Annotated in this window: 21 protein-coding genes and 2 tRNA genes; 13 read left to right on the top strand and 10 right to left on the bottom strand. The window is 70.7% G+C overall.

All coding sequences use genetic code 11. From position 1 onward, the window contains the following. Nucleotides 1–98 precede the first annotated feature (98 nt). The 3 genes from ACZ6QO_RS32400 to ACZ6QO_RS32410 all read right to left on the bottom strand — a co-directional run bounded on the left by ACZ6QO_RS32400 (nucleotide 99) and on the right by ACZ6QO_RS32410 (nucleotide 4403). Nucleotides 99–1676: a Na+/H+ antiporter gene (locus tag ACZ6QO_RS32400; protein WP_465856350.1), complete on the bottom strand. Its 1578-nt coding sequence runs from the start codon at nucleotides 1674–1676 to the stop codon at nucleotides 99–101. Between the two features lie 268 nt (nucleotides 1677–1944). After that, a complete protein-coding gene (tig, locus tag ACZ6QO_RS32405; RefSeq protein WP_465856351.1) occupies nucleotides 1945–3324 on the bottom strand; it encodes a trigger factor in 1380 nt (459 codons plus the stop codon). A gap of 209 nt (nucleotides 3325–3533) precedes the next feature. Beyond that, entirely contained in the window at nucleotides 3534–4403 is an 870-nt protein-coding gene (locus ACZ6QO_RS32410; protein WP_465856353.1) for a helix-turn-helix domain-containing protein, read from the bottom strand. 285 nt (nucleotides 4404–4688) lie between these two features. On the opposite strand from ACZ6QO_RS32410, the gene ACZ6QO_RS32415 reads away from it, so the two are divergent. Continuing rightward, nucleotides 4689–5174, top strand: coding sequence for an ATP-binding protein (locus ACZ6QO_RS32415; RefSeq protein WP_465856355.1), 486 nt, complete (start codon nucleotides 4689–4691; stop codon nucleotides 5172–5174). 221 nt (nucleotides 5175–5395) lie between these two features. On the opposite strand, the gene fdxA is transcribed toward ACZ6QO_RS32415, so the two are convergent. Genes fdxA through ACZ6QO_RS32430 form a run of 3 tightly spaced genes read right to left on the bottom strand, consistent with a single transcriptional unit; the run spans nucleotide 5396 to nucleotide 7955 of the window. Continuing rightward, nucleotides 5396–5722, bottom strand: coding sequence for a ferredoxin (fdxA, locus tag ACZ6QO_RS32420; RefSeq protein WP_465856357.1), 327 nt, complete (start codon nucleotides 5720–5722; stop codon nucleotides 5396–5398). 43 nt (nucleotides 5723–5765) lie between these two features. Then, nucleotides 5766–7085 (bottom strand): FAD-dependent oxidoreductase, encoded by a 1320-nt coding sequence (locus tag ACZ6QO_RS32425; protein WP_465856359.1) that lies wholly within the window; start codon nucleotides 7083–7085, stop codon nucleotides 5766–5768. Nucleotides 7086–7091: 6 nt separating this feature from the next. Further along, nucleotides 7092–7955, bottom strand: coding sequence for a nitroreductase family protein (locus tag ACZ6QO_RS32430; RefSeq protein ID WP_465856361.1), 864 nt, complete (start codon nucleotides 7953–7955; stop codon nucleotides 7092–7094). Between the two features lie 146 nt (nucleotides 7956–8101). On the opposite strand from ACZ6QO_RS32430, the gene ACZ6QO_RS32435 reads away from it, so the two are divergent. Continuing rightward, entirely contained in the window at nucleotides 8102–8998 is an 897-nt protein-coding gene (locus tag ACZ6QO_RS32435; protein WP_465856363.1) for a LysR family transcriptional regulator, read from the top strand. Nucleotides 8999–9079: 81 nt separating this feature from the next. On the opposite strand, the gene ACZ6QO_RS32440 is transcribed toward ACZ6QO_RS32435, so the two are convergent. Together ACZ6QO_RS32440 and ACZ6QO_RS32445 are read right to left on the bottom strand one after the other, a co-directional pair. After that, nucleotides 9080–10153, bottom strand: a complete 1074-nt coding sequence (locus tag ACZ6QO_RS32440) for a mandelate racemase/muconate lactonizing enzyme family protein (RefSeq protein ID WP_465856365.1) — start codon at nucleotides 10151–10153, stop codon at nucleotides 9080–9082. Nucleotides 10154–10167: 14 nt separating this feature from the next. Further along, complete coding sequence (locus ACZ6QO_RS32445; protein WP_465856367.1) at nucleotides 10168–11028, bottom strand: fumarylacetoacetate hydrolase family protein; 861 nt, start codon at nucleotides 11026–11028, stop codon at nucleotides 10168–10170. Nucleotides 11029–11232: 204 nt separating this feature from the next. On the opposite strand from ACZ6QO_RS32445, the gene ACZ6QO_RS32450 reads away from it, so the two are divergent. From ACZ6QO_RS32450 to ACZ6QO_RS32490, 9 genes are all read left to right on the top strand, one after another. After that, a complete protein-coding gene (locus ACZ6QO_RS32450; protein WP_465856369.1) occupies nucleotides 11233–11712 on the top strand; it encodes a MarR family winged helix-turn-helix transcriptional regulator in 480 nt (159 codons plus the stop codon). 236 nt (nucleotides 11713–11948) lie between these two features. Next, nucleotides 11949–13163 (top strand): FAD-dependent oxidoreductase, encoded by a 1215-nt coding sequence (locus tag ACZ6QO_RS32455; protein WP_465856371.1) that lies wholly within the window; start codon nucleotides 11949–11951, stop codon nucleotides 13161–13163. After that, complete coding sequence (locus tag ACZ6QO_RS32460) at nucleotides 13160–14218, top strand: cupin domain-containing protein (RefSeq protein ID WP_465856373.1); 1059 nt, start codon at nucleotides 13160–13162, stop codon at nucleotides 14216–14218. Before ACZ6QO_RS32455 ends, ACZ6QO_RS32460 begins: the two co-directional genes overlap by 4 nt. 58 nt (nucleotides 14219–14276) lie before the next feature. After that, nucleotides 14277–14939, top strand: coding sequence for a haloacid dehalogenase type II (locus tag ACZ6QO_RS32465; protein ID WP_465856545.1), 663 nt, complete (start codon nucleotides 14277–14279; stop codon nucleotides 14937–14939). 84 nt (nucleotides 14940–15023) lie between these two features. Continuing rightward, on the top strand, nucleotides 15024–15833 hold the full coding sequence (locus ACZ6QO_RS32470) for an ABC transporter ATP-binding protein (protein WP_465856375.1): 810 nt from the start codon (nucleotides 15024–15026) through the stop codon (nucleotides 15831–15833). Continuing rightward, complete coding sequence (locus ACZ6QO_RS32475; RefSeq protein WP_465856377.1) at nucleotides 15830–16540, top strand: ABC transporter ATP-binding protein; 711 nt, start codon at nucleotides 15830–15832, stop codon at nucleotides 16538–16540. Before ACZ6QO_RS32470 ends, ACZ6QO_RS32475 begins: the two co-directional genes overlap by 4 nt. A 10-nt stretch (nucleotides 16541–16550) precedes the next feature. Then, the gene (locus ACZ6QO_RS32480; protein WP_465856379.1) at nucleotides 16551–17429 is read left to right on the top strand and encodes a branched-chain amino acid ABC transporter permease; all 879 of its coding nucleotides are present in this window, start codon (nucleotides 16551–16553) and stop codon (nucleotides 17427–17429) included. Then, complete coding sequence (locus tag ACZ6QO_RS32485; protein ID WP_465856381.1) at nucleotides 17426–18541, top strand: branched-chain amino acid ABC transporter permease; 1116 nt, start codon at nucleotides 17426–17428, stop codon at nucleotides 18539–18541. The genes ACZ6QO_RS32480 and ACZ6QO_RS32485 overlap by 4 nt, the downstream gene beginning before the upstream one ends. A 44-nt stretch (nucleotides 18542–18585) precedes the next feature. Beyond that, complete coding sequence (locus tag ACZ6QO_RS32490; RefSeq protein ID WP_465856383.1) at nucleotides 18586–19815, top strand: ABC transporter substrate-binding protein; 1230 nt, start codon at nucleotides 18586–18588, stop codon at nucleotides 19813–19815. A 134-nt stretch (nucleotides 19816–19949) separates the two neighbouring features. Here ACZ6QO_RS32490 and ACZ6QO_RS32495 read toward each other — a convergent pair. Then, nucleotides 19950–20023: transfer RNA gene (locus ACZ6QO_RS32495), tRNA-Pro, on the bottom strand. A 90-nt stretch (nucleotides 20024–20113) separates the two neighbouring features. Between ACZ6QO_RS32495 and ACZ6QO_RS32500 the strand changes: the two genes are divergently transcribed. Together ACZ6QO_RS32500 and ACZ6QO_RS32505 are read left to right on the top strand one after the other, a co-directional pair. Then, a tRNA-Gly gene (locus tag ACZ6QO_RS32500) sits at nucleotides 20114–20184 on the top strand. A gap of 159 nt (nucleotides 20185–20343) precedes the next feature. Continuing rightward, complete coding sequence (locus ACZ6QO_RS32505; protein WP_465856385.1) at nucleotides 20344–21699, top strand: dihydrolipoyl dehydrogenase family protein; 1356 nt, start codon at nucleotides 20344–20346, stop codon at nucleotides 21697–21699. Between the two features lie 190 nt (nucleotides 21700–21889). Here ACZ6QO_RS32505 and ACZ6QO_RS32510 read toward each other — a convergent pair whose 3' ends face one another. After that, nucleotides 21890–21967 (bottom strand): 50S ribosomal protein bL37, encoded by a 78-nt coding sequence (locus tag ACZ6QO_RS32510; RefSeq protein ID WP_380832349.1) that lies wholly within the window; start codon nucleotides 21965–21967, stop codon nucleotides 21890–21892. Nucleotides 21968–22139 lie beyond the last annotated feature (172 nt).

The following is a 22139-nucleotide window of genomic DNA, read 5'->3' on the forward strand; positions in this document are numbered from 1 at the left end:
GTCGTAATCGATGGGCTTTGCTTGTGACCTTAACGCGCGCCGCCGACCGGTCAGTCCCGGTCTAGACACTGTTCGCTGTCGGCGCAGGTACCCGGTGGTCAGTGCGACCCGGAGGCGCGCCGGCGGTCTTCGAGGTCGAGCTCGTGGATGAGATGCCGCTGCGTCGCCGCGCTGATCTTGCCCTTGGCGTAGAGCTCGTCCAGTTTCTCCCGCTGGGTGTGGGCGAGTTGCCTGCGCAGCCAGCGGGTGCCGGAGTCGGGAGAGGTCTCATCTCCGTCCTCGTCGTCATCCTCGTCGAGTATCGCACGCACTCTGTCCAGGCGCAGCTCAAGGAGCTGGCGGAACACCTCGGCGGTGCGCTCGTCGACCCGGCCGTCGGAGGCGAGCTCGTCCAGCCTGGCCAGGGCCGCCTCCATGGTGGACTGCCGCGCCCGGGCCTCCTCGGCCACGGTCTGGTCCGACTCGCCGAGCCCGAGGCGCCGCAGCAGCGGGGCCAGCGTGGTGGCCTGGCCGATGAGCGTGGCGAGGATCACCGCCGCGGCGAGGAAGATGAGCAGCGGGCGGCCCGGCACCGTGAGCGGGATGGAGAGGGCGACGGCGAGCGTTATGGCCCCGCGCATGCCGGCCCACCCCATCACCAGGCGTTGCACCCTGCCGACGCGGTCGAACGACAGATGCCGGCCCGGGAGCCATTTGGCCAGCGGGAACACCACCATGGTCCATGCGAGCCTCAGCAGCACGACCACGGCGAGAACCAGCGCCGCCGTCCCGGCGAGCGAGGCGAACGAGTAGTCGGCCACCCCGGAAAGCACCTGGCGGATCTCCAGTCCGAGCAGGACGAACAGGCTGGACTCCAGCAGCAGCCCCAAAACTTCCCAGAACGCGTTGCCGGTGAGCCGGGAGGAGGGCTGCAGGAGGCCGTGGGCGCGGATGCCGAGGTAGAAGCCCGTGGTGATGGTGGCGAGCACTCCGGAGAAGCCGAAGTGCTCGGCGGGGAGGTAGGCCACGAACGGCGTGATGAGCGACACGACGATCTGCGCGCCGCCGTCCTTGATCCGGCCGCGGAGCCTCGCCATGATCCAGCCGAGGGCCAGGCCGTACAGCACGCCGCCCGCCACGACGCGAAGCAGCAGGAGGCCGCCGTCGGCCCAGGTGACCGGCTCGGCGATCGCGGTGAGGGCCAGGCCGAACAGGGTGAGGGCCACGGCGTCGTTGACCAGGCTCTCCCCCTCCAGGATGGTCACCAGGCGGCGGGGGGCGCCCAGGCGCTTCATGATGGAGGTCGCCGCCACCGGGTCGGTGGGCGCGACCGCGGCGCCGAGCGCCAGCGCCACCGGCCATCCCACCTCCGGCACGGCGAGGCGCACGGCGGCCGTGACGGCCAGGGCGGTCACGCAGGTGAGGCCGAAGGCCATCACCGAGATCGGGACGGCGTCCTCCTTGGTCTCGCGCGGCGCGGTGAGGAATGCCGCGCGGTACACCAGCGGCGGCAGGTAGAGGGCGAGGATGACGTCGGGCGCCACGACCGCCTTGGACATGCCGGGCAGGAAGCTCGCGGCCAGTCCGAGCAGGACGAGAGGGATCGCCACGGGTATGCCGAAGCCCCGCCCCAGAGCCCGCCCTACCAGCATGATCACCGCGATGGCCACGGCGATGAGGAGGTGTTCCTCAATCATCGGCTTCCTCGGGTACCCGTTTCACACGCCGTGAGATGCCCTCAATCTCCCACTAATCACCCGGATCATCACTAAGGCGCGTGCACGTACGAAAGCGCGTGAAGATGAACGTGCGTGCGAAGAGGAGCGTGCGCTTGACGATGAACGTGTGCCCAGGCGCCGCGCCGGCTTGGGGTGCGAACGCCGATGCCCCCGCCGCGGCACGCGACGGGGGCATCGGGACGATCGTGCGGCGCCGCCGGCGACGATGGGCCGGCGGGCGCCCGGATCACTCGGCCGGCTGGGCGGCGGCCACGGGAGCGCCTTCGGCGTCCTCCTGGCCTTCGTTGAGCTCGGCGTAGATGGCCTTGAGGTCGACCTCTTCGCCGGCCTCGTCGACCACCTTGACGGCGTCGCCGATGACGGTCTTGGCCTTGTCGCGGACGATCTCGACCATGGCCAGCGTGAGCTGGTCGTTGTCGGCGAGGTGCTGGGCCAGGGTGTTCGGGGCGACGCCGAGCTGCATGGCGCGGCGGACCACGAAGCTGGTCAGCTCCTCCTCGCTCACCCCGATGTCCTCGCTCTTGACGATCTTGTCGAGCAGGAAGCCGGTCTTGATGGCCTTCTGGGAGTTCTCCTCGAACTCGGCGAAGCGCTCTTCCTCGGTGGTCTGGTAGAGCCGGAAGAACGCCTCGCGGCTGAGGCCGCTCTCGGCGATCTGGTGCTCGAGGTTGTGCTTGCGCGCGTCCAGCTCGGCCTTGAGCGCGCTGTCGGGCAGCGGGATGTCGATCTGGTCCAGCAGGGCCGTGACGGCGTTCTCGCGGGCCTGCACGACCTGCTCGACGAGCTTGTTGCGGCGGGCCTGGGCGCGCAGGCTCTCGCGGAGCTCCTCCAGCGTGTCGAACTCGCTGGCCAGGCCGGCGAACTCGTCGTCGAGCTCAGGGAGGACCTTCTCCTTGACGCTCTTGACCTTGATGGTGACCTCGGCCTCCTCGCCGGCGTTCTCGCCGCCCACGAGGGTCGTGGTGAATGACTTCTCGTCGTCGGCGGCCATGCCGACCAGGGCGTCGTCGAGGCCCTGCAGGACCGAGCCCGCGCCCACCTCGTAGGAGACGTCCGAGGCCTGCTGCTCCTCGATGTTCTTGCCGTCGATGGTGGCGGAGAGGTCCATCACGACGTAGTCGCCGTTGCCGGCGGCGCGCTCGACGCCGGTCAACGTCGCGAAACGCTGCCGCAGGGCGTCGATCTGGGTGTCGATGTCGTCGTCGGAGACCTCGGCGGTGGGGACGGTGACCTCGAGGCCCTCATAGGCGGGGATGTCGAAGGAGGGACGGACGTCGACCTCGGCGGTGAACTCGACCTCCTTGCCGTCATCGATCTTGGTGACCTCGATCTCGGGCTGGCTCACCGGGAAGACGTCGCTCTCGTCCACGGCCTGGCCGTACAGCTTCGGCAGTGCCTCGTTGAGCGTCTCCTCCAGGACCACCGCGCGGCCGAAGCGCTGCTCGATGATGCGGGCGGGAACCTTGCCGGGGCGGAAGCCAGGGACGCGCACCTGCTGCGCGACCTTCTTGTACGCCGCCTGCATGCTCGTCTCGAGCTCCTCGAACGGCACCTCGACGGTGAGCTTCACCCGGGTCGGGCTGAGCTCCTCGACAGCGGTCTTCACGGGGTGGTCTCCTTGGTCAAGCTTGCTGGTGATCGCGGGCGCGTCATGCCGTACGGCGACCGCGACATGCTCGCGCGCCGCGCCCACATGGGCGGCTCAGTGCACGGGCCAGCCGGCACAACCTGTCTGGGCGTGCTCAATCGTGGCGGGTGTCCAGCGCCGCTTGCCAGTCTAGGGCAGACGAGCACCGCCGGAGTCACCGACAGGCGTCAGAATCTCTCCGCGATGATCTTTTGCAGGATGTCGACCGTGGCATCCGGGGTGGTGCTGACGGCGCACAGCCGTTCCATCACCTCGCTGTAACGGTCCACTTCATCGCGTTTGTCCAGGTAGAGGGCGCTCGCGAGCTGCTCGACGTACACCACGTCGGGAAGTTCGTTGTCTTCGAAGCGAAGAATGCTGAACGCCCCGCCCTCGGCGCTGTGGCCGCCGTAGCTGAAGGGCATGACCTGAATCGTGATGTTCGGCTGGCGCATCGACTCGAGCAGGTGCTGCAACTGCCCCCGCATGACGTCCGCGCCGCCGATCGGCCGGCGCAGCGCGGCCTCGTCGATCACCGCCCAGAACACCGGGCCGTTGGCGCGGTCGAGGACGTGCTGGCGCTCCATCCGCAGATCGACGCGGCGCGCGATCTCGGCCGGCCCGATGCCCGCCGAGCCCGCCGTGATGACGGCGCGGGCGTACTCCTTGGTCTGCAGCAGGCCGGGGACGAACTGCACCTCATAGGTGCGAATGCGGGTCGCGGCCTCCTCAAGGCCGACGTACGCCTGGAACCACGAGGGCAGCAGGTCGTTGAACCGGTGCCACCAACCGGGCTCGTTCGCCCTCTGCAGGAGGTCCATCACGGCCGACCGCGCCTCCCCCTCCTCGACCCCGTAAAGGGCGAGCAGGTCGGACACGTCGCGTTCCTTGAATCCGACGCGTCCGAGCTCCATCCTGCTGATCTTGGACTCGGATCCCCGGATAAGATGTCCCGCCTCCTCTCGCGAAATGCCCTTTTGTTCGCGAAGTCGGCGGAGCTGGGACCCCAGCAGGATACGGAGAGCCGTAGGACCGGATCCAGGCTGGAACGGCGTCATTCGGCCTCCTTCTCTTCTCGGGCCAGCCCACACAGTGTCACCACTTCCGGCTCTCATGACAAGGTCTGGACCGCGCGTCGAGTTCAGCGGTCGCAACAGTGCGACGCCAGGGTGACATACCGGGCCGTTCTTGCGGCTGCACGGCGCAAGTGCACGTGCATTTGGGTCTTGCACCAAGGCCAATACTGACCCATGATGGCCTAGTGCATATTGGGCTAAAGGTGCACTAACCCGTATATCGGCACTGGCTGCGGAGACACAATGACGGCGGGAGGTATCAGCAGGATGCTGGAGCCCCTATCCGCCGCCCATTGCCTGGAAGCAACCCCAGGGGCGGGTTTTCGGCGGTTATTGCGCTCCGGTCAGCACGACGACGCGACCACCTGCCCGCTACGCCCGCAGGCCGATTCGGTGAAAACGGCCCGCGACGTGACCCGCAGCACCCTGCGCGGCTGGGGCTGCCCGCAGCTCGGCGAGGACGCGGCGCTCGTGGTCTCGGAACTCGTCACCAACGCCGTGTGCTACGCCGCCCACGCCGCCCGGCGCTACGACGACCACCCCATCACGCTGCTGATTCTGCGGATGTCGGCGCACGTGCTGCTGGCGGTGTCGGATCCCAGCGACGAGGCGCCGAAGCGCACGGAGCCGGACTTCGTCTCCGAGCACGGCCGCGGCCTGTACATCGTCGACACCTACAGCAAGGCATGGGGCTGGGAGGCGCTGGAGGAGGGCGGCAAGGCCGTCTGGGCCCTGTTTCGCGCAGATCGCTGACCATCGGTCAGCAATTTCCCCGCCGAGTTTCGGCCCCTTCTCGCTCGCCCGCGCCCGAGCCCTCCGCGGCCCGGAGAATCGCGCCGGCCCCGCGCTCGCCATCTGGAGCGGCCGCGCACCGCGCGGCCCTCGTCATGAACCTTTCACGCCCTCCGAGGGCGAGCGCGAAACCCTGACCCCGTCGCCGAATCGCCGACGGCCCGCCGGAGCCCGCACCGCCGTCATTGAGCGGTCCGCCGGGGCAGGTCGCGGACCGCGGGCGGGTCGACGCCCACCGGGCGGCCGGCCTCCGGGGCCGCCGGCCCGCATGCGTCGTCGCCGAAGAACTCCGCGTTGACCTCGCGGTACCGCTTGAGCCGCTCGGGAAGGCTCAGGTCCATGTAGATCGCCTCCTGCGGGCACGCCGGTTCGCAGGCGCCGCAGTCGATGCAGGCCTCGGGGTCGATGTAGAGCATGCGATCGCCCTGCTGGATGCAGTCGACCGGGCACTGGTCCAGGCATGAGCGGTCCATGATGTCGACGCAGGCGCCGGTGATGACGTAAGGCATGGTGGTTCCCTGACGGTTATGGGGGGACGGGTGCGTGCGGGCGTCAGCGCGCGCCGGCTGTTCCGATCTCGACGAGACGTTCGTGATCGGCGATCTTCGTGCGGGCCCGGCCCTGCCGGCCGCCGAGGGCGACCTCTGCGGCGTCGATGCCGGTCCAGCCGGCCCAGTCGACGACGCGGCACCCGCGGCGGCGCAGGACGGAGCCCAATGCGGGCCGCGCGGGGCCGGTCGCGAGCGGCGGCGTGTCGTCGAGCTCCGCGAGGAGCCGCCGGACCGACTCGATGGCGCAGGCCTTGTTCGAGCCGATGATGCCGCTCGGGCCTCGCTTGATCCACCCGGCGACGTACACCCCGGCGGCGACGCGTCCCTGGACGTTGGGGACCAGCCCGGCGGCGGCGTCGAAGGCGACGGCGGGCAGCGGCTCGCCGGAGTAGCCGATGGACCGGACGACGGCCTGCACCCGCAGCTCCTCGATGCGGGGCGGGCCGGCGGCGGTCCGGTCGTCGCCGGGCCGGGTCGAGCGCAGCCGCACCGACGCGACCCGGCCGGGTCCGGTGATCGCGACAGGACTGCGGTGGAACAAGAAGGACAGCCGCTTGGCGGCCCCGCCGCCGGGACGCCCGGCCCAGGCCCGGAAGACGTCGACCCGCTGCGCCACCATGCGGTCGGAGTCGTAGCGCGTCCGTCCGTCGGGCCCGAGTTCGAGATCCGCCTCGTCGACGACGATGTCGACGTCGAGTTCCTCGAACTCGCGCAGCTCCGCGGGCGAGAACTTCACGTCGGCGACTCCGCGCCGGACGACGATGTGCACGGAGGCGACCGGGTGGCCGTCCAGCGTCCGGAGCACCTCGTCCGGGACGTCGGTCGCGGCCAGGCCTGAGCCGCCCTTCAGCAGGACGCGCGCGACGTCGAGGCTCACGTTGCCGGCGCCGATGACGGCGACCGCCGCGGCCGGGGTGTCGAAGACGCGGCCCGCGCGGGGGTGGCCGTTGTACCAGGACACCAGGTCCGCCGCGGCGTAGTTGCCCGGCAGGTCCTCGCCCGGGACGCCGAGGTCGCGCGCGAGCGGGGCTCCGGTGGCGAACAGGATGCCGTCGTAGGCGCCGCGCAGGTCCGCCATCGACAGGTCGGCGCCGTACTCCACGTTGCCGTGGAAACGGACCCGCGGATCGCCGAGCACCTTCGACAGCGAGGCCGTCACTGATTTGATCTTGAGGTGGTCCGGGGCGACCCCGTACCGGACCAGGCCGAACGGCGTCGGGAGCCGGTCGAAGACGTCCACGAGCACGTCCGGCCGCCTGAGCAGCTCAGCGGTGGCGAAGACGCCGGAGGGGCCCGCGCCTATCACGGCGACGTGGCGCATGGGTGCTCACTCCTCCGGCTGCGCGCGATGCGCCTTGGCGCCGCTCGTGGTGCCCCATCCGCCGAGCAGGGTGTTGTCCCACAGGAAGCGCTGGACGGCCTCGGCGTCACGCGACTTCTCCTGCTCGTAGTTCTCGCGGTGGATGATGTCGTCCAGCTCGCGCCGCTGCGTGGGCGCCGGGACGACGGACGGGTAGCCGATGCCGAACATGTCGTAGATCTTCATGAAGCGCGGGATCCCGAGCCACGACTTGAGCATCGTGCTCATGTAGGGCGAGCTCACGTCGCTCACCCACTGCGAACCGAGGCCGAGCGACGCCACGGCCAGGTGCGCGAAGACCGTCGCCTGCGCGAGGCTGGAGATGAAGTGGTTGTCCCCCTTCTCGATCGCCGTGCGCACCGGGTACGCGTCGATGACCCGCGGGTCCCCCAGGACCAGGACGTAGACCGGCGAGTTCCGGAACCCGGTGAAGCCGATGTGGTTGCGGTGCCCCCACACGGCCTCCTGCATCTCGCGCTTGTCGGCCATCTGCCTGGCGTAGAGCTCGGCGATGCGGGCGCGCATCTCGTCGTCACGGATGACGAGGAACTCCCACGGCTGCCCGTTGCCCGCCGAGGGCGCCCAGCGGGCCACTTCGAGGACCTTCTCCACGAGCTCGTCCGGGACCTCGCGCCGAGGGTCGATCGCGCGCACCGAGCGGCGGTACCTGGCCAGGGTGAGCAGTTGGTCATAGGTGGCGGCGCCCTCCGGCAGGCCGCCGGACGCCTGCTCCGCGCCCGCCTCCGGCGTTTCCGGTAGCACGGCGGCCCCCGTCTCCGCCGTCTCCGCCGCACTCGTCGCGCCGTTCGCGGTCTCGCTCAGTTGGGACATGTGCTGTCAGCTCCTTGTTCGCCGGTCATGGCAGCATCTTTGCCCTGCTGATTGAGAGCCGTCCAATACTCACTGATGGCGTTCTGATCACATGGCATGATCAGAGGTCCGGGACGGCCGGCACCGACGCAGGATTGGCGACCATCATGGATTTCCGACATCTCGAATATTTCGTCGCCGTCGCCGAGGAGCTGCACTTCCGGCGCGCCGCGGCGCGGCTGCACATCGTCCAGCCGGCGCTCAGCCAGCAGATCGTCCGCCTTGAGACGGAACTGGGGGTGAAGCTCCTGACCCGCACGAAGCGTCATGTGGAGCTCACCGACGCGGGGCGGGTCTTCCTGGAGGACGCGCGGGCCCTGCTGGAGCGCCGGGAGAGCGCGGTCGTCGCCGCGCGGCGCGCCGCCGGCGGGCAGACCGGGCGCGTCGAAGCGGGGTTCGTGGGCCCGGCCGCCTACAGCGTCCTGCCGGCCGTCGTCAGGGCGTTCCGGGGACGGCATCCCGATGTCGATCTCAGCCTGCACGAGCTCACGACGGCCGAGCAGCTCCACCTGCTCGCCGCGAACACCCTCGATGTCGGCTTCGTGCGGATGCCCGTCGACGACGACCGGTTCACCTGCGAACGGGTGCTCACGGAACCGATCTGCGTCGTCCTGCCCGAGGAGCACGCACTGAGCGGGCACGCCGCCGTGGACCTGACCGATCTCGCGCGGGAGCCGTTCATCATGGTCCCGCGCTCGCGCGAGCCGATCGTCTTCGACCGTGCCGTCAGCCTGTGCCTGAGCGCCGGGTTCAGCCCTGACGTGGTTCAGGAGGCGCAGCAGATCCACGCGATCGTGGGACTCGTCGCCGCGGGGCTCGGAGTGGCGCTGGTGCCGGAGTCCATGAAGACGTTGCGCAGGCCCGATGTCGCGTACAGGCCGTTGAAGGCGCCGGCCGTCGCCACCCTGGACACAGGGCTGGCGTGGCGGAGCGCCGACGCCTCGCCCGCCGTCCTCCGCTTCGTCGAGACGGTGCGCGACGTGATCGGCGCCGGGCGCCCGTAGGCGGCCATGCGGCCGCCCACGGGCTTCCGTCCGGTCAGTGGGCCCAGGTCGTCTCGATAGTTGGACCTCAGGGCGTCTCGGTCAGCGGACCCTCAGGTCGTCGAGGGCGTCGTGGTTCCACGCCATGCCGTGCCCGGGCCGGTCGGGCGGGGCGGCGCGGCCGTCCTTGATCTGCAGCGTTTCGAGCAGCACGTCGTCGATCAGCGGGAAGTGCTCGATGTAGGGACAGTTCGGCACGGCCGCGGCGAGGTGGACGTGCAGTTCGGGCAGGAAGTGCGGGCTCAGCGTCGCGCCGAACGCCTCGGCGATCGCCGAGATGCGCAGCCATTCCGTCACTCCGCCGGTGAGCGGCACGTCGGGCTGGAGGACCGACGCGGCGCGTTCACGCAGGTAGGCGGCGAACTCGAACCGTCCGTGCAGGTGCTCGCCGACGGCGATCGGCAGGCCGAGACCGGCGGCGAGCGTGGCGTGGCCTTCGATGTCGTCGGAGCGCAACGGCTCCTCCATCCAGTACACGCCGAGGTCGGCCAGGCGGGCGCCGGCCCACTGCGCGGTGGGCAGGTCGAGCCGTTCGTTGCAGTCGACCATGATTCGCACATCGTCGCCGACGGCCGCACGGACGGCGCGGACGCGCGCGATGTCCTGCTCCGCGCGGCGGGCGCCGATGCGCAGCTTCACCGCCGTGTACCCCTCGGCGACGTAGCTCCGCGCGCCCTCGACGAGCTGGTCGGTGGTCATGGCGTGCGTGGCACGGCCGCTGCCGTAGACCTCGACGTCGTCGCGGTGCGCGCCGAGGAGCCTGTACAGGGGCAGCTCGGCGCGGCGGGCCCGCAGGTCCCACACCGCGATGTCGACGGCGGACAGCGCCGGCAGCGCGACTCCGCGGCCGAGGCGGTGGGTGTCGTCCCAGACGCGCTGCCAGATCCGCGGCCAGTGGTCGAGCTCGCCGCCGACGACCTGGTCGCGGACCGTCCCGCCCAGCAGTGCGTGGACGCCGTCCATGCCGCCGGTCAGCGCGTAGGTGAAACCGGTGCCGGTCACGCCCTCGTCGTCGAGGACGGTGACGAGCAGCAGGTCGACCTTGGTGGCTCCGGAGCCGCCGCGGCCGGCGCCGAGCGGGATCCGCGACCAGGAGGTGCGGACATCGACGATCACGGGCATCTCGCTCCTCAGCGCTTCCGGGTGCCGGTGGGCGACGGCCCGGGGTTGTCGCTCGCGACGGTGACGGCGAGCGTGCCGATGCTCGACAGGGTCACCGAGACCTCGTCGCCCGCCACGATGGGGCCGACGCCCGACGGGGTGCCCGTCGCGATCACGTCGCCGACCTCCAGGGTCATGACCGTCGAGATGTAGGAGACCAGCTTGGCGACGCCCCAGATGAGCTGCTTGGTGTTGGTCTTCTGGCGGTGCTCGCCGCCGACGCTGCAGTCGAGGTCGATGTCGTCGGCCGGGTCGGCCTCGTCCCGGGTGACCAGCCACGGGCCCAGCGGCGTGAAGGTGTCGAACGACTTGCGGGTCGACCGGTCCTCGCCGCCCCGCATCGTGATGTCCAGGCAGCAGGTGTAGCCGGCGACGTACTCGAGCGCCTCGTCCTCGGAAACGTCGCGCGCCCGGCGCCCGATGACGGCGGCGAGCTCGCCCTCCTGGTCGACGCGCCGGTCGGAGTAGGGCAGCCGGACGGTGCCGCCGTGGGCGATGATCGACGAAGGGGCCTTGAGGAAGACCGCGAGGTCGCTGACGTCGACCGTCAGCTCCATCTCGGACTTGTGGTCGCGGTAGTTGACCGGCGCGGCGACGATCTTGGTCGGGTCGGGGACCGGAGCCTCCAGGCGGACGTCGGCCAGCGCGACGCTGTTGGCCGACGAGGGTGCGGGCAGGCTCGAACGGACCTCATCCCAGCGCTCCAGCAGGCGGCGCATCGCGCCCTTCGCGCCGGGCAGCTCGTAGCCGCCGGCCACCTCGCCGAGATCGACCACCCGGTCGCCGGCGATGTAGCCGACGCGGCCGCCGTCGTATGTCACCAGTCGCATTCGTGCCCGCCCTAGTTCGAGTCGGCGCGGACGCACAGCGAGCCCGCCGAGAAATTAATCCGTGTACTGACGATATTGATCGCGAGCGTGTCGGTCAAGAGTGGCCACCGCACGTGACCCGGCCGCCGCCCACTTGTTACGATCCGGAGAGTTCGCTTGGCCATGAACGCGGCAAGAGCAGAGCAGGCGGAGGGAAACAAGGCTGTGAAGGAAACTCGGGCGGTCCTGACAGAGGCCGTCGAGTTCGAGCTGTCGGGCATGATCGGCCACCTGCTGCGCACCTGCCAGCAGCTCCATGTCGCCATCTGGTCCGAGGTCTTCCCGGCCGGCCTCACGTCTCCGCAGTTCGCCGTGCTGCACGCCCTGGCCCACGAGGGCGAGCTCAAGCAGACGACGCTCAGGTCACGGGCCCGCCTGGACCGCTCGACCGCGGCCGACGTGATCAGGCGCCTGGTCGCGCGACGCCTGGTGAGCCAGGTGAAGGATCCCGACGACGCCCGGCGCCGCGTCGTGCGGCTGACCAACGCGGGCCGCGCGGTCTACGTCGAGGCCACCGCACGGGCCCGGCAGGTCAACGAGGCGATGCTCCACGGGCTCGACGACACACAGCGCACGCAGCTGATCTCGCTGCTGAACTCGCTGCTCGACCAGCACCGCGGCCTGCTCGACTACCAGGACGACTGACCCCGGTCGCCCGCGGGCCGCCCGAAGACGCTCACCGGCCGCCCAATCGCCACGACCGGCCGCCATCGGCCGTACGGGCGCCGCCATCGGCCGCGGCCGGGCCGTGCCGCGTGTGCCGCCCGCCGGCGATACTCGCGATCCGCCGCCTCGCGCAACCCCTTGACGCCCGTCCAACACCCGTGCCATTTTCATCCGCATGCTGATGAATTCGTTCACGAACAAGGCGGGCCACCACGATGACCCGACCTGAGCACAGCGAGTTCCTCGTGATCGGCGGGGGCATCGGCGGGCTCACCGCCGCGCTCGCGCTGGCCCGCGACGGGCACCAGGTCCGCGTACTGGAGCGCGCGCCGGAGTTCGGCGAGGTCGGCGCGGGGCTCCAGGTGGGCCCGAACGCGTCCCGGGTGCTGGACCGCCTCGGCGTCCTGGCCGACGTCACGCGCGACGCGTTCTTCCCCCGCCGTCTCGTCCTGCGCGACGCCATGACCGGCGAGCGGATCACCGCGCTGGAGACGGCCGAGCCGTTCCTCGAACGGTTCGGCCACCGCTACTTCGTGACCCACCGGGCCGACCTCCATCAGGCCGTGTGGGCGGCCTGCGAGCAGAGCGGGCTCGTCGAGCTGCTGCCGTCCAAGCACGTGCTGAGCGTCGAACCACGCCACAACGGAGCGCTGGTCCGCTGCGCCGACGGCAGCGAGTACGAGACCGCGGCGCTGGTGGCCGCGGACGGGCTGTACTCGCCGACCCGCGACATGCTGGTCGACGACGGCGCCCCCGTGGACTCCGGGTATGTCGCCTACCGCGGCACGGTGCCGATCGAGGCCCTGGCGGCGCACGGCGGCCTGCGCGAGCCCGACGGCATGGTCATCTGGGTCGGCCCGAGCCTGCACCTGGTGCAGTACCCGGTGCGCCGCGGCGAGCTGTGCAACCAGGTCGCCACGTTCGACACCCGCCGCTACACCGCGGGAGCCGAAGACATCGGCCGCCAGCTGGAGCACGCCTTCGAGGGCACCTGCCCCGAGGTCGCCCGCGGTGTCGCGCTCATGGACCGCACCCGGCGCTGGCCCATGCTGGACAGGGAACCGCTGAGCGGGTGGAGCCGCGGCAACATCACGCTGATCGGCGACGCCGCCCATCCGATGCTGCAGTACCTCGCGCAGGGCGCCTGCCAGGCGATCGAGGACTCGGTCGCGCTCGCGGACAGCGTGGCGGCGCATCCCGGCGACACCGAGGCCGCTTTCAAGGCCTACGAGGCGGTCCGCTTCCCGCGCGCGGCCCGGGTCCAGACCACGGCCCGCGCGTGGGGCGACGTCCTCCACATCGACGGCGTCGGCGCCGGCCTGCGGGCCGCGCTGCTCTCACAGCGCGCCGAGGACGACTTCGAGATCGTCGACTGGCTCTACGGATACGACCCGACAAGCACCCGGCACGAAAGGGAGCCCGCACGATGACCAGGACATCTGTGCCTACGGACAGCGCCTGCGCGGACGGCGCCTACGAGGCGATGGAGTCGATGAGCGTCGGCGCGCTCTGGCGCCATCTCAGCAACCTGTTTCCCGCCGAGCCCGTCGCCAGGGCGGTGCCGTTCCACTGGGACTACCGCAAGCTGCGGCCGTACATGCTGCACTTCGCCGACGTGCTGTCGATCGAAGAGGCGCAGCGCCGCGTCCTGATGCTGATCAACCCCGGCCTGCGGCAGGAGTCGGCCACGGTCACCGGCCTGTACGCCGGCATCCAGATCATCCTTCCCGGCGAGCAGGCGCAGGCGCACCGGCACTCCGCCAACGCGTTCCGCTACATCATCGAGGGCTCAGGCGCCTACACGACGGTCGCCGGAGAGCGGGTGCACATGCACCCCGGGGACCTGCTGCTCACGCCCGGCTGGCAGTGGCACGACCACTACCACGAGGGCGACGGGCCGATGATGTGGCTCGACGGCCTGGACTTCCCGCTGGTCAACTCCCTCGACAACGCCTTCTTCGAGCTGTACTCCGAGACCGCGCAGAAGGCCTCGGTCCCCGACGGCCTGTCGTCGCTGCAGTTCATCCACGGCCGGCTGAACCCGGCCTGGATCGGCGAGCGGACGGTCAGCTCCCCGATCGGCAACTACCCCTGGGCCGAGACCCAGCGGGCCTTCGAGGCGATCGCCGACCACGCCGACGGCAGCGACGCCGACGGCATCGTGCTCGAATACACCAACCCGTGGACCGGCGGACCGGTCATGCCGACGATGTCGTGCCGGGTGCAGCGGCTCATCCCCGGCTTCCACGGCGCGCGGCGGCGGCACACCGCCGGCACGATTCTGCACGTCGTCCGCGGCGAAGGCACCACCGTCGTCGACGGCCAGGAGATCGCGTGGGGCGAGAAGGACATCTTCGTCGTCCCGTCCTGGGCGAGCTACGAGCACGTCAACGCCTCACGGTCCGACGACGCCGTGCTGTTCTCCTACACCAACGAACCCGTCGTGCGGGCGCTCGGTCTCTACCGGGAACTTCCCGCGACGTGACCGGCGCTCCCCCTTCCCTCCACCGAGGCGAGTCCCTGAGGAGCCGGCGTTGGCACGCGTGATCGCCTTCGACGTCAATGAGACGCTGCTCGACCTGCGAGCCCTCGACCCGGCCTTCGAGCGATTGTTCGGCATCGCCGGGATGCGCCCGCAGTGGTTCGCCCAGATGCTGCAACTGTCCTTCGTGGGCGGGCTGACCGGCCGGTACGTCGACTTCAGCACCGCCCAGCACGCGGCGCTGCGGATGCTCGCGCAGCGGCACGGCGTCACGATCTCGGCCGGGGACGCCGACGCGCTCGTCCACCAGATGAGCTCGCTCCCGCCGCACCCCGAGGTGCCCGGCGCGCTGCGTGCGCTGGCCCGCACACCGCTGCGCGTGGTCGCGCTGGTCAACTCGCTCGAATCGGTCGGCGAGGCCCAGCTGCGCAACGCGGGCATCCGCGAGCGGTTCGACCGGGTCGTCTCGGCCGACTCCGTGGCGCGCCTGAAGCCCGCTCCAGAGCCCTACCTGGCCGTCGCGGACGCCTACGGCGTGCCGATCTCGGACGTGCGGCTGGTGGCCGCGCACTCGTGGGACGTCTCGGGGGCGCTGAGCGCCGGCTGCCGGGCGGCGTTCGTCGCCCGGCCTGGAACGGCGCTCAGCCCGCTCGGCGAGCAGCCCGACATCGTCGGCCCCGACATCGCGTCGGTCGTCGAACAGATCATCGCGGCCGACGCCTAGCCGGCCCCGGCACGGCGCCGCGCCGACTCATCCACCCTCGCACCTCCCGGCCGACACGCCGCGGGACAACGACCGGAGATTCACATGCCTGCTGACGACCCGCCCGCCGACCGCGGGGGTGGCGCCACCGCCCCGCCGCTGCTGCGCGTCGAAGGGCTCAGCCTCGCCTTCGGCGGGGTGAAGGCCCTCACCGACGTGGACCTCGACGTGGCCGAAGGCGCCATCTGCGGACTCGTCGGCCCGAACGGTGCGGGCAAGACCTCTTTGTTCAACTGCGTCTGCGGGTACTACAGCCCGACCGCGGGGCGGATCCTCCTGCGAGGCGCCGACCTCACCCGGCGCCCCCCGCACACCCGGGCCGGGCAGGGCATCGCGCGGACGTTCCAGCACCCGGTGCTGCAACGCGACAGGTCGGTGCTGGACAACGTCCTGGCCGGCGGGCACAGCATCATTCGCGGCGGACCGTTCCGCTACGCATTCCGGATCGCGGTGGGCCGTGACGAGCGGACGGCGGCGGACCGCGCGGCCGAACTGCTCGACTACCTGCGGATCTCGCACCTGTCCCACGTGATGGCGGGCGAGCTGTCCTACGGGAGCCAGAAGCGCGTCGATCTCGCGCGCGCTCTGATGTCGCGCCCGTCGCTGCTCCTGCTCGACGAGCTCGCCGCCGGCCTCACCCACGAGGAGGTGCTGGAGCTGGGCGAGCAGATCCGCCGGGTCCGCTCCGACTTCGACGTCGGCATCCTCCTCGTCGAGCACCACATGGGGCTGGTCAGCGCGATCACCGACAACGTCGTCGTCCTCGTGCAGGGCGAGAAGGTCGCCGAAGGTCCCGCGGCCGAGGTGCAGCGCCACCCCGTCGTCATCGACGCCTACCTGGGGGCGGCGGCATGACGCTGCTGACCGTCCGGGACCTCACCGCCGGCTACGGCGCGGGCGAGGTGCTCCACGGCGTGGACCTCGACGTCGCCCCCGGCGGCACCACCGCGCTGCTCGGCGCCAATGGGGCCGGCAAGACGACGACGCTGCGCGCCATCACGGGCATGATCTTCCGTCGCGGGTCGGTGATGTTCGACGGGCACGACCTGGCCGGCCTCACCGCCGACCGGGTGGCCCGCCTCGGCATCGCGCACGTACCGCAGGGCCGGGGCACCTTCGCGCAGCTCTCGGTGCACGACAACCTGCTGGTCGGCGCGCTGGGCAGGCGCGACCGCAAGGGGGTCGCCGCCGACCTCGACCGCTGCGCGTCGCTGTTCCCCATCCTCGGCCGGCGCGCGCGGTCGGCCGCGGGAACCCTCTCGGGAGGCGAGCAGCAGATGCTCGCGCTGTCGCGCGCGCTGATGTCGCGGCCGCGGCTGATGCTGCTCGACGAACCCTCGCTCGGGCTCGCCCCCGGCGTCATCCGGCAGATCTTCGACCTGCTGCCGGTGCTCCGCGACGAGTGGAACACCGCCGTCCTCGTCGTCGAGCAGAACGCGAACCTCGCCCTCGGGCTCGCCGACGACGCCGTCGTCCTCGAGAACGGGCGGGTCGCGCTGGCCGGCGCCGCCGCCGACATCGCGGGCCATGAAGACGTCCGCCGCGCCTACCTCGGCACCTGAGGGAGCTCACATGCCGTTCCTCCAACAGATCGCCGACGGGATCACGTCGGGGTCCATCTACGGCGCGCTCGCGCTCGCGCTCGTCCTCGTCTACCGCTCCACCGGGCTGGTCAACTTCGCACAGGGCCAGATGGCCGTGGCATCGGCCTACATCGCCTACACGGCGGTGGGCGCGGGCCTGCCGATCGTTCCCGCCGTCCTCGTCGCCGCCGTCGCCTCCGCGGTGTTCGGCGCACTGCTCGAGCGGTTCCTGATCCGGCGTTTCGAAGGCGGCGACCAGCTCGTCACGATCATCGTGACGGTCGCGGTGCTGATCTGCCTCAACGGCCTGATCAGGCTGGTCTGGGGCGCCGAGCTGAAGCCGTTCCCCTCGCTGTTCCCCCACCGGAACCTGTCCGTCGGCTCGGTCTACTTCACCGCCTCCGACGTCGGGATCGTCGCGGTCCTGATCATGATCATCATCGCGTTGAAGCTGCTGTTCCAGCGCACCCGGTTCGGACTGGCGATGCGGGCCGTCGCGGAGAACCCCGAGTCCAGCGCGCAGTCCGGGTTGCCGGTCGGCCGGCTGCTGATGAGCGGCTGGGCGCTGGCCGCGGTGGTCGGCGCGATCGCGAGCTGCCTCGTCGCCCCGACGATCTCCCTGCACCCGGACATGATGGACGCCGTTCTCGTCTACGCGCTGGCGGCCGCCGTCCTCGGCGGCCTCGACAGCCCCATCGGCGCGGTGTTCGCGGCCTGGACGATCGGCATCGTGCAGAACCTCGCGGGAAGCTACGTCGCCTTCATCGGGTCCGACCTGCAGATCCTGGTGCCGATGCTGCTGATGGCCGTGGTCCTGCTGGCCAGGCCCCAGGGCCTGTTCGGGCGCCGGGAGGTGGCACGGGTATGACCCACACCCCGTCTCCCCGCCCGGCCACGGCGAACCGGCCGCTCACCCCCCGGCTGGTGAGCCGGCTGGCCGCGGCGGCCGCCGTCGCGGCGCTCGCGCTCCTGCCGCTGTCGGCGAGCCCGTTCCTCAACCTCCAGGTCGCCCTGATCGCCGCCTACGCCGTCGCGATCCGCGGCATCGACGTCATCACCGGTCACGCCGGGCAGGCGTCGCTGGGCCAGTCCGCGTTCTTCGGGCTGGGCGGGTACATCGCGGCCTACGGCTTCACGCACGACTGGCCCGTCGTGCCGACCTTCGCCCTGGCGGTCGGCGGCACCGGCCTCGTCGGCACGCTGCTGGCGCTGCCCGCGGTCCGCACCCGCGGCTTCGCCTTCGGCACCATCACCCTGGCGCTGCCGGTCATCGCCGTGCCGCTGTCGATCCGCCTCTCAAGCGTCACCGGAGGTTCCGAGGGCCTCACGGTCGACGCGCTGGACGCGCCGGGATGGTCGGGCCTCGCCAACGACCAGTGGCACTACTACATCGTGCTCGTCATCGCCGCGATCGCGTTCGTCCTGGTGCGCAACACGCTGCGCGGCCGCGTCGGGCGCGGGCTCGACCTGCTGCGCACCAACGAGACCGTGGCGACCGCGATGGGCATCCCGGTGATGCGGTACAAGGTGCTGGCCTTCACCATCTCGGCGCTGTGCGGCGGGCTCGCCGGCTGGCTGTGCCTGATAGCGGTCCAGTTCATCTCCCCCGAGACGCTCCACCTGAACCTCACCATCCTGATGCTCGTCGCGGCGGTCGTCGGAGGGCTGCGCAGTTCGTTCGGCTCGGTGATCGGCGCCGCGTTCTACGTACTGGTCCCCAACATCACCGACAAGGTCGCACCGGGGCGTTCCTACCTGGTGTTCGGCATGGCACTGCTCGTCGTGCTCATCTTCTTCCCGAAGGGCGTGTACGGAGGCCTGCAGTGGCTCGTCTCCCGGGCCACACCTCGAAGGTGGAAAGAGCGACGACCGCGGCACGAACCGGCGAGCGCCGGGGAGCCGCGAGAGACCGTGGCGCTCTCTGAACCCCTCAAAACCGAACTCGTCGCCATCCCGCCGTCAGAACGCACGGGCGAATGAGGTCATCCATCCATTTTCATCACCTTCCACGAGGGAACGGCACGATGCGTCCACAGAAATTCGTCCATCTGACCGCCACGGCCGGCACGCTGGTGCTGGCACTCGCCGCCTGCGGCGGCCGACCGAGCGCCGAGGGAAGCGGCGCCGATCCCGGCATCACCGACACGACCATCACCATCGGGTCCAGCTTCGCGCTCTCCGGACCGCTCGGCGCCAACGGGACGGCGTCGAAGGGCGCCGCCGTCGCGTACTTCGAGTCGATCAACGAGGCCGGCGGCGTCACCATGTCCGACGGCAAGACCCGCAAGATCAAATTCATCTACTACGACGATGGGTACACTCCGGCCAAGACCCGCCAGAACTACAGCAAGCTCGTCGAATCCGACCGGGTCTTCGCTCTGTTCCAGACGTTCGGCACCGCGACGAACCTGGCGATCATGAAGAAGGCCAACGAGGACGGCGTCCCCGAGGCGTTCGTCAACGCCGGCGACGCGGTGTTCAGCAACGACCGCAAGGCCAACCCGTGGACCGTCGGCTGGCAGCCCACCTACGCGTCGGAAGGCGTCGCGTACGGCAAGTACCTGGCCGCCCAGGGCAAGCCGCTGAAGGTGGCCGTGCTCCGGCAGTCCGACACGTTCGGCGAGGTCTTCCTGCACGGGCTGGAGGAGGGCATCGCGGGATCGCAGGTCACGATCAAGAAGGTGGAGTCCTACTCCCCGACGGACGCCACCGTCGACAGCCAGATCACGAACCTGGCCGCGACCAAGGCCGACGTGCTGTACCTGGCGGCGATCCCGTCGGTCGTCGGAGGCGCGGTCAACCACGCGCTCACGCTCGGCTGGAAGCCCAAGGTCGTGATGGCCAGCGTGAGCTCGTCGGTCAGCCAGGTCATCGCCCCCGCCGGCCTCACCGCCTACCCGGAGCTCTACTCGGCCTCCTTCGTGAAACGCGCCGACGACCCGCACTGGGCGAACGACCCGGCGATCGAGACCATGACGGCGCAGATGAAGAAGTACGCGTCCGACGCCAACCCGAAGATCTCCAACGCGGCGTACACCTACGCCGCCGCCGCCGCGCTCGTCGAGGCGCTGAAGAAGACGAAGACCGTCAGCCGCCAGGGATTCATGGACTCCATCAACTCGCTGAAGGTCGACGACATCGGCATCATGCTGCCCGGACTCGGCATCGACGGCACCGACCACACCAAGCCGCCCGTCAACGGCATCACGGTGCAGCACTTCGAGGACGGCGGGTGGGCGAGCATCGGCGGATAGCGGCTGCGCGCACATTCCCCGGGGGCGCCCGGGCGACGTGAGAAACAACTTGGTCGCGGACCTCCATGGGGGTCCGCGACCGAGGTGTCGGCGGGGGCCGTTCCTCAGGTGAGAAACGGCCCTTGACGTGCGTGTCGGGGTGACAGGATTTGAACCTGCGGCCCCCTGCTCCCAAAGCAGGTGCGCTACCAAGCTGCGCTACACCCCGGAACATCGGGCCGTTCGCGCACTCGCAAACTCCGGTACGCTTACGTCCTGACGACCGGATGAAGTCTAGACCAGACGGCGACCGGCTCGCGCGGACGTAGCTCAATGGTAGAGCCCCAGTCTTCCAAACTGGCTACGCGGGTTCGATTCCCGTCGTCCGCTCTCACCATGAAAGGCCAGGCCACCCCGCCCAGGGAAGCCTGGCCTTTTGACGTCCGACCGCCAGGTGCGCATTTCCGTGCCGCGCACTTCCGCCGCCTCACCCAGGAAGATCTTGGCGGCGGTCGTGTCGGCGGGACGGGGCTGGGGCAGGGGAAGGCCATGGCTGGGGAAACGGAAGAGTTCGACGTCGTCGTCCTTGGGCTCGGGCCGGGCGGCGAGGAGGTCGCTGGGCGTCTCGCGGAGGCCGGGCTGGCCGTCGCCGGCGTCGAGGCGCGCCTGGTCGGCGGCGAATGCCCTTACTGGGGGTGCGTCCCGTCCAAGATGATGGTGCGCGCGGCCGATCTGCTCGCCGAGGGCAGGCGCATACCGTCCATGGCGGGCGAGGCGACCGTCGTCCCCGACTGGACGCCCGTGGCCCGGCGCGTCCGCGAGGAGGCCACCGACAACTGGGACGACAAGGTCGCGGCCGACCGCTTCCACGACAAGGGCGGCACGCTGGTGCGCGGCCGCGGCCGCATCACCGCCCCCGGCGAGGTCACCGTCGACGGCGCCCGGGTGCTTCGCGCCCGCCGCGGCATCGTCGTCGCCACCGGCTCGCAGCCTGCCGTGCCGGCGATCGCCGGGCTCACCGGCACTCCGTACTGGACCAACCGCGAGGCGATCGAGGCCGAGCGGGTGCCCGAGTCGCTCATCGTGCTCGGCGGCGGCGCGGTCGGGGTCGAGCTCGCCCAGGTGTTCCGCCGTTTCGGCGCCGAGGTCACCGTCCTTGAGGTCGCCGACCGCCTGCTGCCGCCCGAGGAGCCGGAGGCCGGCGAGCTGATCGCCAAGGTCTTCGCCGACGAGGGGATCACGGTCCGCACCGGAACCCAGGTGACGCGGGTGGACCACCACGGCGCCGCCTTCACCGTGATGACCGACGAGGGCAGCCACCGCGCCGAGAGGCTGCTGGTCGCCACCGGGCGGCGTTGCGACCTCGCGGCGCTCGGGGTGGGCGCCGTCGGGCTGGACGAGTCGGCCCGCGCGATCGAGGTGGATGAGCGCATGCGGGCCGCCGACGGCGTGTGGGCGCTCGGCGACGTCACGGGCAAGGGACTGTTCACCCACGTCGCCGTGTACCAGGCGCGCATCGCGCTCGCCGACATCCTCGGCGAGCCGGCGCCGGCGGCGGACTACCGCGCGGTGCCGCGGGTCACCTTCACCGACCCCGAGGTGGGCGGGGTGGGGCTCACCGAGGGGCAGGCGCGCGAGGCCGGCATGGACGTGCGCACGGCGGTCACCTCGATCTCCTCCTCGGCGCGGGGCTGGATCCACCGGGCGGAGGGCCTGGTCAAGATCGTCACCGACGGCCGCGTCCTGGTGGGGGCGACCGTGGTGGGTCCGGCGGGCGGCGAGGTGCTCGGGCTGCTGACGCTGGCCGTGCACGCGCGGGTCCCGCTCGACGAGCTCAGGAGCATGATCTACGCCTATCCGACGTTCCACCGCGCGGTCGAGGACACGCTGGGCCGCCTGGAATGACGGTCCCCCGGCCCGAGAGCGCCGACCCGCAGACCCGGCTGCTCGCCGCATGGGGGCGCGGAGTCCGACGGGCAGGGCTCACACGCGGCAGGACGGACGGATCCGGGAGCCGCAGTCGGCGGTCAGCGGGAAACAGGGCTTAGCCTGGAGCCACGGTCGGCAAGAGAGGGAGCGAGGCCCGGAGCCGCGGTCAGCGGGAGACGGGACGCTTGCCGTGGTTGGCCTTTCTCTTCTTGCGGGCCCGGCTCTTGCGCGCGCGTCTCGCCATCTCGGCCTCCCATAGGTACGGTCCGTGCCCCTACCATGCATCCGCGCCGGAACCGGTACAAGGCCCAAACGCCAAAGAGACACCACAGGCACCCACCGGCTTCCGGTTCATCGCCGCCTCAGCTCGCCGCTTCACCATGTTCCAACACCGACTAGGTGAGATTATGTAGTAT

The sequence above is a fragment of the Sphaerisporangium sp. NPDC049457 genome (assembly GCF_055586705.1).